General features: G+C 35.9%; 13 protein-coding genes and 3 tRNA genes. 13 read left to right on the top strand and 3 right to left on the bottom strand.

Annotation, left to right across the window (positions count from 1 at the left end; genetic code table 11):
• Positions 1-3: 3 nt before the first annotated feature.
• The 11 genes from pal to ruvB all read left to right on the top strand — a co-directional run bounded on the left by pal (position 4) and on the right by ruvB (position 8565).
• Positions 4-459 carry a peptidoglycan-associated lipoprotein Pal gene (gene pal / locus HNR69_RS04625; RefSeq protein WP_075293668.1) on the top strand — a complete coding sequence of 152 codons (456 nt, stop codon included), beginning with the start codon at positions 4-6 and terminating at the stop codon, positions 457-459.
• A 187-nt stretch (positions 460-646) separates the two neighbouring features.
• Positions 647-722, top strand: a tRNA-Lys gene (locus tag HNR69_RS04620).
• 25 nt (positions 723-747) lie between these two features.
• A tRNA-Lys gene (locus HNR69_RS04615) sits at positions 748-823 on the top strand.
• 25 nt (positions 824-848) lie between these two features.
• Positions 849-924, top strand: a tRNA-Lys gene (locus tag HNR69_RS04610).
• A gap of 208 nt (positions 925-1132) precedes the next feature.
• Complete coding sequence (locus HNR69_RS04605) at positions 1133-1660, top strand: prepilin-type N-terminal cleavage/methylation domain-containing protein (protein WP_011608418.1); 528 nt, start codon at positions 1133-1135, stop codon at positions 1658-1660.
• Positions 1661-1708: 48 nt separating this feature from the next.
• Positions 1709-2386 (top strand): type II secretion system protein J, encoded by a 678-nt coding sequence (locus HNR69_RS04600; protein WP_081376624.1) that lies wholly within the window; start codon positions 1709-1711, stop codon positions 2384-2386.
• Positions 2387-2388: 2 nt separating this feature from the next.
• Positions 2389-3069, top strand: coding sequence for a DUF2572 family protein (locus HNR69_RS04595; protein ID WP_075293666.1), 681 nt, complete (start codon positions 2389-2391; stop codon positions 3067-3069).
• Positions 3050-3367, top strand: coding sequence for a DUF5374 domain-containing protein (locus tag HNR69_RS04590; RefSeq protein WP_012340547.1), 318 nt, complete (start codon positions 3050-3052; stop codon positions 3365-3367). The genes HNR69_RS04595 and HNR69_RS04590 overlap by 20 nt, the downstream gene beginning before the upstream one ends.
• A 52-nt stretch (positions 3368-3419) precedes the next feature.
• Entirely contained in the window at positions 3420-6854 is a 3435-nt protein-coding gene (recC, locus tag HNR69_RS04585) for an exodeoxyribonuclease V subunit gamma (RefSeq protein ID WP_075293665.1), read from the top strand.
• Between the two features lie 78 nt (positions 6855-6932).
• Positions 6933-7547, top strand: coding sequence for a Holliday junction branch migration protein RuvA (ruvA, locus tag HNR69_RS04580; RefSeq protein WP_075293664.1), 615 nt, complete (start codon positions 6933-6935; stop codon positions 7545-7547).
• 10 nt (positions 7548-7557) lie between these two features.
• Positions 7558-8565: a Holliday junction branch migration DNA helicase RuvB gene (gene ruvB, locus HNR69_RS04575; RefSeq protein ID WP_075293663.1), complete on the top strand. Its 1008-nt coding sequence runs from the start codon at positions 7558-7560 to the stop codon at positions 8563-8565.
• A gap of 113 nt (positions 8566-8678) precedes the next feature.
• Here the strand turns inward: ruvB and HNR69_RS04570 are convergent, their stop codons facing one another.
• The 3 genes from HNR69_RS04570 to putP are packed head-to-tail and all read right to left on the bottom strand — an operon-like array spanning position 8679 to position 12369.
• Positions 8679-9887 (bottom strand): BaiN/RdsA family NAD(P)/FAD-dependent oxidoreductase, encoded by a 1209-nt coding sequence (locus HNR69_RS04570; protein WP_012340582.1) that lies wholly within the window; start codon positions 9885-9887, stop codon positions 8679-8681.
• A complete protein-coding gene (cmoB, locus tag HNR69_RS04565) occupies positions 9887-10852 on the bottom strand; it encodes a tRNA 5-methoxyuridine(34)/uridine 5-oxyacetic acid(34) synthase CmoB (protein WP_012340593.1) in 966 nt (321 codons plus the stop codon). Before cmoB ends, HNR69_RS04570 begins: the two co-directional genes overlap by 1 nt.
• Before the next feature lie 2 nt (positions 10853-10854).
• A complete protein-coding gene (gene putP / locus HNR69_RS04560) occupies positions 10855-12369 on the bottom strand; it encodes a sodium/proline symporter PutP (protein WP_075293662.1) in 1515 nt (504 codons plus the stop codon).
• A gap of 130 nt (positions 12370-12499) precedes the next feature.
• Between putP and rng the strand changes: the two genes are divergently transcribed.
• Positions 12500-13975, top strand: a complete 1476-nt coding sequence (gene rng / locus HNR69_RS04555; protein WP_011608428.1) for a ribonuclease G — start codon at positions 12500-12502, stop codon at positions 13973-13975.
• Between the two features lie 54 nt (positions 13976-14029).
• Positions 14030-14812, top strand: coding sequence for a family 6 glucosyltransferase (locus HNR69_RS04550; protein WP_012340619.1), 783 nt, complete (start codon positions 14030-14032; stop codon positions 14810-14812).
• Positions 14813-14860: the final 48 nt, after the last annotated feature.

Below are 14860 nucleotides of genomic sequence, written 5' to 3'. Positions count from 1 at the left end.
TTAATGAAAAACTTTGCAAAATTATTAGTAGTAGCGGGTTCAGTGGCAGTATTGGCAGCTTGTAGCTCATCTGATAACTCATCTAAAACAAATGCTCAAATGTTTGGCGGTTATTCTGTAACTGACTTACAACAACGTTATAATACAGTGTATTTTGAATTTGATAGTTATGATGTGCAGGGCGAATACGCTCAAATCTTAGATGCACACTCAGCATACTTAAAGTCAACACCAGCTTCTAAAGTTCTTGTTGAAGGTCATGCTGATGAACGTGGTACTCCGGAGTATAACATGGCATTAGGTTTACGTCGTGCTGATGCAGTAAAAAACTTTTTATTAAATAAGGGTGTTCAAGCTAGTCAACTTTCAACCCTTTCTTATGGTGAAGAGAAACCGGCAGAGTTAGGTCATAATGAAGCTGCATATTCTAAGAACCGTCGTGCTGTATTAGCATACTAATTTCTTAAGCCGGGTATGATGCCCGGTTTTTTATTGCATTTTTTCGGTAAATTTTGAATTTAAGTGGGTATATTTGTTTTAAATGCCCCTTTTCTGCCGACTATTCGTTCAAATAAACAAAAAATAAAAAAATTTTATTGATTATTAAAATAAAAACAGTAATATATCCGCTCGTTACAAACAATGAGGGTCGTTAGCTCAGTCGGTAGAGCAGCGGACTTTTAATCCGTTGGTCGAAGGTTCGAATCCTTCACGACCCACCATTTTATTTGTAATATCCCAATTTATGGGTCGTTAGCTCAGTCGGTAGAGCAGCGGACTTTTAATCCGTTGGTCGAAGGTTCGAATCCTTCACGACCCACCATTTTATTTGTAATATCCCAATTTATGGGTCGTTAGCTCAGTCGGTAGAGCAGCGGACTTTTAATCCGTTGGTCGAAGGTTCGAATCCTTCACGACCCACCAGTCATGTTTAAAGATTCATTCATAAAAATATTGGTTATTCTTATTTATCGTGTCTTTTCTGTTTGTTTCTCTTAAGAGGACATATACTTAAAATTAGTCACTTTTCTTTTTACTAAATTCTATTTTTGCGATCTGTATCGTAATTTTTTTTAATTATTTTTACCCATTTTTCCAGATGAGTTAAAGTGCGGTCAAAAATAGGAAAAAAATGAAAGCATTAAAGGGGTTTACTCTATTAGAAATATTGATTGTTTTACTGATTATCAGTATGACAGTAACATTTTCTTTTCCCATGTGGCAAACAGCAAATACAAAAATGATTTTAGAAAAAGAGCAAAATAAACTCTATATTTTCATAAGGGAGTTACAAGCTCGAGTTGAAAATTCTAATGATATTTGGTTTTTAATTGCTAATCGTGATTTAGTGAGTAAGCGTTGGTGTCTGGTTGCACAACCAAAAAACACAGATATATGTGATTGTTTAAATCCTCGCAGCTGTAATAGAAATATTCCGATGAAATTTTATTATCCTTATTTTGCAGATAAAACCATGTTAATCAGCAAAGTTTATTATCCTAGAGAAATGACTAGATTAAACGGTACAAGGAATACAAGTACGACGACTTGTTTTGTATTGCAATCTGATCAGCAAAGAACAGTATTTTCGTTTTTTAATGTAGGATCTTTAAAACTTAAAGGTTACCAATCGTTAAGTGCTTGCGTGAATGATCATTAGTAAGGGGGAACATTGATTATTTATCGTGGACAAACTTTATTAAGTGTAATGATAGCGTTGAGCTTATCAATGATGTTATTAATGAGTGTTAGTGCATTTTATAGTTATAGTCAGCAACAAAATAAACAGATACTTTTGCATCTCTATTTACAATCAGAATTGCAACGAACTATCCAACTTTTGGGTAAGGATATTCGCCGTAGTGGATTTAGGGCTATTAGTGATAAATTGGTTCGGAGTAATTTCGATTTATTTGAACAAGATAAAAGCGGAAAGAGTATTGTAGTCGCTCAAGCTGATAATGAACCTTCGAATAGTTGCGTTCTTTTTATTTATGATCTTGATGCTACCGGCTGTGTAGGTACGACATATCGTAATAATGTTTGTGTAAGGAATAAACAAAATACAGCTCGTGAAATTGAGCGAGAGTTATTTGGTTATCGCTTAAATAAACAAATGATAGAGACAAGATTAACTTATAAAAATTCAATTAGCGCGAATTGTAATCAAAAACAATGCCAAAGCTATTTACAACAACCTGCATGTAATAGCGGAGGGTGGGTCGATTTATTAGATGAAAATGACATAGCCATAACTGCATTAAAATTTCATTGGATTGCTGATTACAATGGATTGGAAGTTTATCTAAAAGGGCATCTAAAGCGAAATAAACAAGTCGAATATGAGACTTCAGCCATTATTCCTTTGCTTAATCAAAAGAGATAAAAATGAATATACAAAAAGGAGTTGTAACGCTCACCCTATTAATGCTGTTAAGCTCAGTATTATTAATTTTACTTTTTTTTGATGGTGATTTGATTTCGTTGCATTCATCCATTGTTTCTCAACGGAAAATATATTTAGAACAAAGTCTTATATTACAGAGACAAAGTATTTCTCAAAAAGAAAAACTTTGTGAAAACCAGCCTCTGAATAATAATTTGAAAAGTTTGAAGATCGAATTTGAAAGTCGACGAAAAATTGACCGCACTTCTCAATTTGTATGGTGTGAAAGAAAATATTTGTTTAAAAAAAGGCCGAAAAAAGCTACTTATGAGGCAGGGCTAAGTCAGTATATAAATCTTGAGTTACTGGACTTATTTCAACATAAATTACATTCACCGCCTGCTATTTTGCCGAGAGATAAAGTAAATTACCTCTATTGGGTTGAGGAAAAATCAGCTGAATTGGAGATACAAGGTAATATTAATGCAGTTGTTATTGCTGAAGGGGATTTGAAGTTAATAGGAAAAGGTAAAATTAGTGGAACGGTTATTACCGGCGGGAAATTAAGTATTGAACCAGCAGTTAAAATTGTGTATCGCTCAAAAACAATCATCGATCTTATCCGATCATATAGTTATTGGCAGTTTGCGGAGAATAGTTGGTATGATTTTCAACCATTATAAATTTCCTCAACGGGGTACCAGCTTGATCACGTTATTAGTCACAATGATGATATTTTCTACATTATTTTTATTTGTTAATCAATGGGTTAGTTATCAAAGAAAAAGTGCGGTAAATATTTATCTACGTTATCAAGCTTTGCAAATCGCTGAAAATCAACATCAACGCTTATTTCTAGAACCGCATTTTCATTGTCCGCATAATATCGAGCAAAATGGTTATAAGTTTAAGATCAATTGTGAAGGTAAGAATGTACGAGTTTCTTATGCAAATCAACAAGTAAATTTATTGCTTGATTAATTATTTTGAAAAGCTATGCTAAATGAAGTTATTAGAAGAATAAGGAACATTTGTGTTTACTTTGTATTATTCCAATCAATTGGAAACGCAAAAAGATATTTTGTTACATTTAATGGATCAACAGCCATTATCAGATCCTTTCCAAAAAGAAGTTATTTTAGTACAAAGTGGCGGTATGGCACAGTGGATACAGTGGCAGATTGCAGAGAAAAAAGGTATATCGGCAAATTTGTCTTTTCCTATGCCTGCAAGTTTTATTTGGCAATTATATGTTGATAATTTACCGCAAGTCACAGCTTCTTCTCAATTTAGTAAAGAAAATATGACTTGGCGATTAATGGAAATTATTCCGCATTATATAGATCAACCGGAATTTTACATATTGCGTCAATATTTACAGCAAAGTTATCAATCAAGTCAGCAGCGATACTACCAATTAGCCAGCAAAATAGCAGAGTTATTTGACCAATATTTAGTTTATCGACCGGAATGGATTATAAGTTGGGAGCAGAATAAAGGCGTAGAAATTATTCAGCAAATTCAGTATTACCAAAAAAATTTATTTGTCTCAGAATCATGTTTTTCTCAAGTTGAGCAACATATTGTTTGGCAAGGTATTTTATGGAGAGCTTTAGTATGCTCTGTGCAAAAAGAAACACAAAAGAATGTTTTACATCGTGCACATCTACATTTACTTTTCTTAAAACATATTGCCGGCGAAAAACCTAAAAATTTGCCTACGAGAATTTTTGTATTTGGTATTTCAGCTTTACCGAAGGTGCATTTAGATACTTTAAGTGCATTAAGCCAGCATTGCGATGTGCATTTATTTTTTAATAATGCTTGTCGTGAATATTGGGGAGATATAATTGATCAGAGCCATTGGCAACGTTTGAAAGTGCGAGAGCGTATAAGTTGGCAAGATTTCCAACAACCACAAAATACACAGGCTTGGTTATCCGATGCGCAAATACATACTTTTGAACAAAATGGATTTGAACAAATTTATGATGAAAAGTTACAGGTTGGCAATCCTTTGCTTTCCTCATGGGGAAAATTAGGACGGGATTATTTGTATTTACTCACTGAACTGGAGGCTAATGAAATCAATGCTTATGTCGAACTTTCGGAAAAAATATTGTTGTCGCAAGTACAGGCACGCATTTTAGATTTGGTTCCTTCGAAGCACAAGTTTTTAAATTTGGCAGAAAATGACCGCTCTTTAACTTTTCATTCTTGTTATAGTCCAATACGAGAGGTTCAAGCTCTACAAGATTATTTGTTACATCTATTTAACCAAGCTCAGGATTTGACACCTAAAGATGTGGTAGTTATGGTTGCAGACATTGATAAATATGCACCGTATATTCAGGCGGTATTCAGTCAAGGCGAACACTATATTCCGTACTCTATCGCAGACAGCAAACTTTCCGAAAATGACCCTTTAGTATCTGCTTTTTTACAGCTGTTAAATTTAAAAGAAAGTTTATTCAGTGCGGAGGAAGTGCTGACTTTTTTGGATCATCCTGTTATTCGTCAGAGTTTTAATATTACTTTAGAGGATTTGGCACAAATTCGTCATTGGGTTGAGCATTCGGGTATTCGATTCGGATTAGAAAAATATCCGCAACAATCCTTGCAAAATTATAACGCTTGGCAGGCAGGTTTAGAGAGAATGTTACTGGGATTTGCTATGCGGGAAGAAAATGGTCTATGGTTAGATACGCTTGGCTTTGATGATACCTATGGATTAAAAGGGCAGCTTGTCGGTTATTTAAAGGATTTTATTACTCGTTTGTATCAATGGCATCAATTTTTGCAAGTAGATCACGTTATTGAAAAGTGGGAAGAACATTTAATTGAATTAATGTCATCTTTTTTTGTGGTAGACGGAATGGATATTCCGCAACAATACAAAACAACTTTTAATTATCTTATTGACACTATTCAACAATTAACGGAGTTGATCCTAGATAGCTCTTTTCAGCAAGAAATAAGTGCGGAGGTTATTTACGAAGTTTTTGTTGAACGCTTAAAAGATATACCTAATAGCCTAAAATTTTTAATGGGGAAAGTCACTTTTTGTACGCTTCTCCCCATGCGATCAATCCCTTTTAAAGTGGTGTGTTTACTTGGTATGAATGATGGTGATTATCCACGTCAACAAACGCCGAACAGCTTTGATTTAATGCAATATCATCGCAAAAAAGGCGATCGTTTTCGCCGAGATGATGATCGCTATTTATTTTTAGAAGCATTGATCTCGGCACAACAGTATTTTTATGTGAGTTATATTGGTCGCTCTATTATTGATGATAGTGAACGAGAACCTTCAGTTCTTGTTACGCAATTGTTGGATTATATAGCTGAAAATATTAACGCTCAAGGTGATCTAAGAGGACAAGATATTCTGAAAAAATCACTTATTCAACAACATGCGATGACTGCATTTAGCCGAGAAAATTTCACCAAAAGAGACCGCTCTTTTTCTAAGCAATGGCTAGTGTTGGCAAATAAAAAAGATAGTGGCAATTTGGCGAATTTTTTACAGCCGATAAATGATACAGAGATAGTTAAAGAAATTTCATTAAATGACTTAATTGCGTTTATTCAGGATCCTGTTCGGTATTTTTTTGAGCAAAAATTACGTGTTTTTTTACGTAAGACAGAACAAAATATTGCGGATACTGAAAATTTTACTTTAGATAATTTAGAGTTATATCAAATAAAAGAAGAACTTATTTATCTTTCTGAGCAGGAATGGGAAGACTTTTTTGCTCGGATGAAAATTAAGGGAATTATGCCACAAGGGGCGTTTGCAAAAATTTATCAGCAAAAAACAAAAAATGAGATCATTACACTTAAATCTTTAGTTACGCCTTATTTGGATAAAATATCGGAACAAATCCCTCTTGATTTACACATTGAAACAGAATACGGAAAGGTACGTTTAATCGGTAGCATTGACTGCTTATATCATCAAAAAATGCATCGAGTAACTTGGCGAGCATCTACTATCAAAACGAAAGATATTATCCAAACATGGATTTATCATTTAGTACAAACTTTAGCGGGAGAGCCTAATTCGCAAATTGAGCATTACTCTTTAGACAGCAGACTTTCTTTTGAAAAAATAGAAAAATCTACCGCACTTCAACAGCTTCAAACTTATGTTGAGGCATATTTACTTGGACAAGTTTCAGTGTTATTAATGCCAATGAAAAATTTCGATCAATATCTTCAATTGCTTTTTACTCCGAAGAGTAATAAATGGAAAGAGGAAAAAGATATTGATTTATCTGCTTGTTTTGAATTGTTATCAGAACTTGGCTCAGGTAGAAAAGAGAGAAATTTTTATGTGAAAACAGATCCTTATTGGCAAAGAATATTAGCACAAACAAAACTAGACGATTCACATATTTTAGAAATTAATCAACGTGTTATACAATGGTTCGATTTAATGTTAATGCTAAAAAGAGTTGAATAGAAAATAAAAACAAAACTGGATATTTATCCAGTTTTGTTTTATCCTTAGTGCTTTATTTTACGCTATGTAAGGTGAGATATGATTGGGCGTGTAACAGGAATACTGGTTGAAAAACAAGCTCCGGAAATTTTACTGGATGTTCAAGGTGTTGGGTATGAGTTACTTTTACCCATGACAAGTTTTTATAATTTGCCGGAAGTTGGGCAGGAAACTACGTTGTTTACGCATTTTGTAGTGCGTGAAGATGCTCATTTGTTATTTGGATTTAGCCATAAACAAGACCGCTCTTTATTTCGTGAATTGATTAAAACCAATGGAGTTGGACCAAAATTAGCTTTAGCTATCCTGTCTGCGATGTCAGTGAATGAATTTGTGTATGCGATTGAACAAGAAGAATTATCTAAATTAGTCAAAATTCCCGGAGTAGGAAAAAAAACTGCTGAACGTTTATTGGTGGAGCTAAAAGGTAAATTTAAAGGCTTACAACAAACAGATTTCTTTATTAAAAGCTCTCATTTACCTGGAATTAAATGCTCAAAACCGGATCAAAGTTTGCAGTTGGATGAAGCAGTTTCTGCTTTAATTGCGTTAGGATATAAGCCTATTGAAGCAGAGAAAATGGTTAAAAAAGTGTTAAAAGCAGATTTAACTAGTGAACAGCTTATTCGAGAGGCTTTGAAAGCCGCATTATAAGAGATAGAGAATGATTGAAGTAGATCGCATTGTAAGTGCCAATGCAAAAGTAGACGATGAATATATTGATCGTGCAATTCGCCCTAAATTATTGAGTGATTATATCGGTCAACCTCAAGTTAGAGAGCAAATGGAAATTTTCATCCAAGCAGCAAAATTACGCCAAGATGCACTTGATCATTTGTTAATTTTTGGACCCCCTGGACTAGGAAAAACAACGTTGGCGAATATTGTTGCCAATGAAATGGGAGTGAATATTCGTACTACTTCAGGTCCGGTTTTAGAAAAAGCGGGGGATTTAGCGGCAATGCTAACGAACCTTGAACCTCATGATGTATTATTCATTGATGAAATTCATCGCTTATCACCAGCTATTGAGGAAGTTCTTTATCCGGCGATGGAAGATTATCAACTGGATATTATGATTGGAGAAGGTCCTGCTGCCCGTTCAATAAAGCTGGATTTACCGCCTTTTACGCTGATTGGAGCAACAACAAGAGCAGGCTCTTTGACTTCTCCATTACGAGATCGATTCGGTATTGTGCAGCGACTGGAGTTTTATTCTGTAGAGGATTTAGCTTCCATTGTTACTCGAAGTGCGGTCTGTTTGCAGCTTGAAATTGATGTTGACGCAGGACAAGAAATTGCTTGTCGTTCACGAGGTACCCCACGTATTGCAAATCGCCTATTACGCCGAGTGCGAGATTATGCCGATGTCAAAAATGGTGGGAAAATTACCGCACTTATTGCTCAAGAAGCACTGAAGATGCTGGATGTGGATCTTGCAGGATTTGATTTTATGGATCGTAAATTATTACAGGCAATTATTGAGCGGTTTGATGGCGGACCTGTAGGATTGGATAATTTGGCGGCGGCAATTGGCGAAGAGCGAGATACTATTGAAGATGTATTGGAGCCTTATTTAATTCAGCAAGGATTTTTACAACGGACACCTCGTGGAAGAATAGCAACATCAAGAACTTATCGACATTTTGGTTTGGAACAGATTGAAAAATAGCACTCCTTTTTCAGTCACTCTCAACGTGAGTCAGTCGATAGTCAAGGATTTCAAGCAACTTGAGGGTTTGTGCGAGTATCCTTCCATTCTGTAGTAAAGATTCTGCAAAGGTACTATTTATTGCTCAAAATCCCATTTGCACACACATAGGCTGAGCTCCATGCCCATTGGAAGTTATAACCGCCAAGCCGACCGGTAACATCAAGTACTTCACCAATAAAATAAAGACCTTTGATTTTATGACTTTCCATCGTTTTTGATGAGATTTCTTGCGTATCTACGCCTCCAATAGTGACTTCTGCGGTGCGATAACCTTCGGTGCCGTTAGGTTGAATTTGCCAATGATGAATTAAATCATCAAGATTTTTTAACTGCACTTTGCTGAGGTTGGCAATCACTTCATCTTGAATAATGTTGTGATTTAACCATAAATCCACTAGTTTTTGCGGTAATAGGCGTGATAAGGCGGTTTTTAAATGTAATTTAGGTGAGGTCTGACGTAACTTGTTAAGGAAAAATTGAATATTTTCCATCGGTAACAGATCAATTTCTATATTTTCATTCACTTGCCAATAATTTGAAATTTGTAAAATAGCGGGACCCGATATCCCCCGATGAGTGAAGAGTAAATTATTGCTGAAAGATTGACCGCACTTTGCGGTTACACAAACAGGAAGGGAGATGCCTGAAAGTGCGGTGTAAAATTTATCAATTTCACGCCATGTGAAGGGTACAAGCCCAGCTCGTGGAGCAATAACATTGAGCCCGAATTGTTCGGCAACTTGGTAACCGAAAGGTGTCGAACTCAAGGCTGGCATAGACAATCCGCCGGTAGCAATAACTAAATTTTCACATTGCCAAATTTTTCCGTCAGATTGCAATTGAAAACGAGCTTTTTCATTACCGTCTAATTTTTCAATGTATTCGATCTGTTGACGTAATTGGGTATTAACTTGAAATTTATCGCATTCTGCTCGTAGCATATTGACAATATCTTCAGCACTGTTATGACAAAAAAGTTGCCCCGATTCTTTTTCATAATAGCTAATACCATAGTCAGTAATGAGGGCAATAAAATCCCATTGGGTAAAGCGAGCTAGAGCAGACTTGACGAAATGAGGATTTTGCGAAAGGTAATGCTGAGGGGTAACATTAAGGTTGGTAAAATTACAAAATCCGCCACCGGACATTAAAATTTTACGTCCCACTTTTTTTCCATTATCTAAAATCGTTACTTGGTGCTTGGCTTTACCTAGTTGACCAGCACAAAACAAGCCTGCCGCACCTGCACCGATAATAATTGTTTGGGAATAATTCATCATTATTTATTCGCTAAAATTACCGCTCTTTTGGGAGCCGGGTACCCTTCAATGGTTTTACTGTGATCTTGAGGATTAAGGAAATCAATTAAACTTTCATTTTCCAGCCAGTCTGTTTTACGTTGTTCTTCTAGACCTGTTGTTTCTACATCGACACAACGAATATTATGGAAACCGCACTTTTCCAGCCAGTTTATGAGTGCGAGAACGGAAGGGATAAAATACACATTTTTCATTTTGGCATAGCGATCTGTCGGCACTAAAATCGTGTTTATATCACCCTCTACAACTAACGTTTCAAGTACTAATTCGCCATCTTTAACTAATTGATTTTTAAGTTGTGTGAGATGATCCAATGGAGATTTTCGATGATATAAAACGCCCATAGAAAAGACGGTATCAAAGGCGGCTAAAGGTTGCATTTCTTCAATGCCGAGCGGAATCAGATTAGCACGACGATCATTGTTTAACAGTTTACGTACAGCCTCAAATTGACATAAAAACAGTTCTGTCGGATCAATACCGACTACCATTTTGGCTCCTTCGCCAACCATACGCCACATATGATAACCGCTACCACACCCTACATCTAACACAAGACGATTCTGCAAAGGTGCCAAATGAGGCAAGACACGCTCCCATTTAAAATCCGAACGCCATTCACAATCAATATGGATACCATATAGATGATAAGGTCCCTTACGCCAAGGCATAAGCTGTTTTAAGTGATGAATGATGCGTTGTCGCTCACCGGAGGAAAGAGGCGTTTTTGTTTCAGCTTTGACCGCACTTTTGAGATCAATATGATCGGCTGTTAAGTGCGGTAGAAAATCAATGATTTTTGACCATTTAATATAATCGCCATGGGTTTGCTTTTCCCATTGTTTAAGTTGTAAAGGCAAAGTTTCAAGCCATGCTGAAAGTGTCGAAGTTGCTATTTGTTGATAAAATGGACGAAAGTCGAACATAATTATTTTGATGTCTTATATGCGTTTTTAGCTTGTTCAAACGTCTCTAAAATCGATTTTTCCGGTTTCACTGATAACAAAGAAACAACAATAATGACAATACTTGCCAAAGCAAAACCTGGGATCATTTCATATAATTTAGAGAATTCACTTGTTGTAGGGACAATGGTTTTCCAACTAAATACGATAATTGTCCCAGTTAACATTCCCGCCATTGCAGCAGAAGATGTCATGCGTTTCCAGAATAAAGAAAATAGTACAACAGGCCCAAAAGCACTACCAAATCCAGCCCAAGCAAATTCAACTAATTTTAAAACTTGGCTTTTTTCATCTTGTGCAATCCAAATTGCAATGGCGGCAATAGCTAATACCATTAAACGACCAAGCCACATCAATTCTTTATCCGATGCTTTTGGACGAATAAATCCTTTGTAAAAATCTTCTGTAACGGCACTGGAAGAAATGAGAAGTTGTGCACTCAGCGTACTCATTACTGCGGCTAAAATAGCAGAAAGTAAGATACCGGCGATCCAAGGATTGAACAATAATTTTGATAATTCAATAAAGATTTGCTCCGATTCTTTGTTGACGACACCAGCTAGTTGTGGATTTGCTGCAAAATAGGCGATGCCAAAAAAACCGATACCTATGGCACCGACTAAACAAAGGATCATCCAAGTGATACTAATACGTCGTGCGTTATTGAGCGATTTTACTGTGTGTGCCGCCATAAAGCGTGCCAGAATGTGCGGTTGTCCGAAATAACCCAATCCCCAAGAAGCCAAGCTCAGCAGACCAATTGTGGTAGTACCGGTAAAAATATCTGTAAAGTTTTTTCCTACCGCACTTTCAGCCTGCTTCAAGTAGAAATGAAAATTATCTATTCCGTCTAAGCTTAGAATAATCATGATAGGGGTTAGAATGAGTGCGAAAATCATCAATGTTGCTTGAATAGTATCTGTCCAACTCACTGCTAAGAAACCTCCTATGAAGGTATAAGCAATAGTTGCCAATGCACCATACCAAAGTGCGGTGGAATAAGGGATACTGAACAGATTTTGGAATAATTTTGCACCGGCAACGACACCGGAAGCACAATAAATTGTGAAGAAAACAAGGATAATTGAGGCTGACACAATTTTGAGTAAATTATGACGACTACCAAAACGGTTGTGAAAATATTCAGGTAATGTGAGAGCGTTATTATTAAATTCAGTGTAAATACGTAAGCGACCTGCCACAAATAACCAGTTAAAATAAGCACCGATTGTTAAACCTATGGCAATCCAACCTTCAATTAAGCCCGACAAATAGATTGTACCCGGTAAACCCATCAGCAACCAGGCGGACATATCTGATGCACCGGCAGACATTGCGGTAACAAAACTGCCTAAACGACGACCGCCAAGAATGTAGTCTGAAAGATTATTGGTGTAGTAATATGCAAGTGCACCAATCAATAACATGCCTAAGATATAGACAATAAAGGTAATAATTGTTGGATCAAAACTAAACATTAAGCCCTCACGAAAGCATTATTTGTATAGATAAAATTTAAGAAAGGTCGCATTTTACCTTATTCAGGGCTATTATTCTATTTACCTTTTCGATAGACTAATTAAAAGAAGTATTTTTAGGATAGAGATGATGGAATCTGTTGAATTATTGGCTAACATTACCCCTAGTGAAACCCGAATTGCACTGGTGGATAATGGCATTTTAAAAGAAGTACATATTGAAAGACAGGCAAAAAGAGGGAGCGTCGGTAATATTTATAAAGGACGAGTGACTCGAGTATTGCCGGGTATGCAATCTGCATTTGTAGATATCGGATTGGAAAAAGCCGCTTTTTTACATGCCTCAGATATTGTTTCACATACAGAGTGTGTTGATGTTGATGAGCAAAAACAGTTTGTAGTGAAAGATATTGCACAATTGGTACATGAAGGACAGGATATTGTTGTTCAGGTTGTCAAAGATCCCCTCGGTACTAAAGGTGCAAGATTAACAACTGACATAACACTCCCTTCTCGTTATCTTGTTTTTATGCCGGAAAATAGCCATGTTGGCGTTTCTCAACGCATTGAAAGCGAAGAAGAGCGGGCACGTTTAAAGGAACTTGTTTTACCGTTGTGCGATGAATTGGGCGGTTTTATTATTCGTACTGCTGCCGAAGGAGCAACGGAAACTGAACTCGTGCAAGATGCGGAATTTTTAAAACGATTATGGCGTAAGGTGTTGGAACGCCGTGCGAAATATACAACACGTTCAATGTTATATGGCGAATTGGCGTTAACGCAACGTATTTTGCGAGATTTTATCGGGGCGAATTTCAGTAAAATTCATATTGATTCCAAATTATGTTTTTCTGAAGTGAAACAGTTTACTGAGGAATTTATGCCTGAACTGACAGATAAGTTGGTGTTATATTCCGGCAGTCAGCCATTATTTGATGTTTATAGCGTTGAAAATGCTATTCAAACAGCTTTAAATAGTCGTGTAAACTTAAAATCCGGTGGCTATCTAATTATTGAACAAACCGAATCTATGACAACGATAGACATTAATACTGGTGCTTTTGTGGGTCATCGCAATTTAGAAGAAACTATTTTTAATACAAATATTGAGGCAACAAAAGCTATTGCACAACAGTTACAACTACGCAATCTGGGCGGTATTATTATTATTGATTTTATTGATATGCAAACGGAAGAACATAGGGATCGTGTCTTGGAATCTTTACGTTTGGCATTATCCAAAGATAGAGTGAAAACGAATGTTAATGGGTTTACTCAACTTGGTTTAGTTGAAATGACACGTAAGCGAACAAGGGAAAGTTTGGAGCATATTTTATGCGATGAATGTCCAACTTGCAGTGGACGAGGCAGTGTGAAAACCGTTGAAACGGTTTGTTATGAAATCATGCGTGAAATTATTCGTGTTAATCATTTATTTGCCAGCGAAAAATTTGTAGTTTATGCCTCAAGAGCGGTGGCGGATTATTTAATTAATGAGGAAAGCCATGGTTTATTAGCAGAGTTGGAAGTCTTCATTGGCAAACAAATTCAAATAAAAACAGAAGTGTATTATTCACAGGAACAATTTGATGTTGTTGTAATGTAACTTCCATTTTTAATATGTTATATTGACCTCATATTCATTATTCAAGGTATCGGTATGGTTAAGAATATTGGAATTTTATATATTGCGACAGGGCGTTATCACGTTCTTTGGGAAGATTTCTATAAAAGTGCGGAAAAGCATTTTCTACCCGAGTTACCTAAGAAATATTTTTTATTTTCTGATTATGAGGGAAGTTTTTTAGGAGAGGAAAGTGGAAATGTTCACAGAATATATCAAAAAAAATTAGGTTGGCCTTATGATACGTTGATGCGTTTTGATATGTTTTTAAAAGAGAAAGAGCGATTTAAAGAGTTGGATTATCTCTTTTTTGTTAATGCGAATATGATTTTTATTAAAGATATACATCAAAATGAAGTTCTTGCATCCGATAAAGAGTTAATTATGATTTTACAACCTTGGTTTATCGGTTTAGATATTGATAAAACTACTTATGACAGAAATCCGTTGTCCACATCGTATATTCCTTATGGGGAGGGTGAACATTATGTTATGGGCAGTTTTAACGGCGGTAAAACGTCTGCTTTTTTAGAGATGTGTCAGCAATTAAATGACAATATCTATTTAGATTTAAAAAAGGACATTATTGCACTATGGCATGATGAAAGTCATTTAAATCATTATTGTTGGCGAAATAAAGAAAAAATATTTATTTTGCCGGACAGTTATTTGTTGGATGAAGGGCAACAGTACTTCCCAAGTAAAAAGTCTCATTATATTAATCCCTTATATTTAAAAAATCATGATGTTCGGTTAGTTATGAGAAATAAGAATCATTATAGGTTCGGGGGGGGGGAATTACATGAGAGGGATTACTGATGAACGGATCGAATTTAATTGGTCAATTTTTTTGTTGAATTTAAATGT

Origin of the sequence: Histophilus somni (assembly GCF_014202395.1) — a bacterium.
Lineage (GTDB): Bacteria > Pseudomonadota > Gammaproteobacteria > Enterobacterales > Pasteurellaceae > Histophilus > Histophilus somni.
This window is presented reverse-complemented; position numbering and strand designations above follow the sequence as displayed.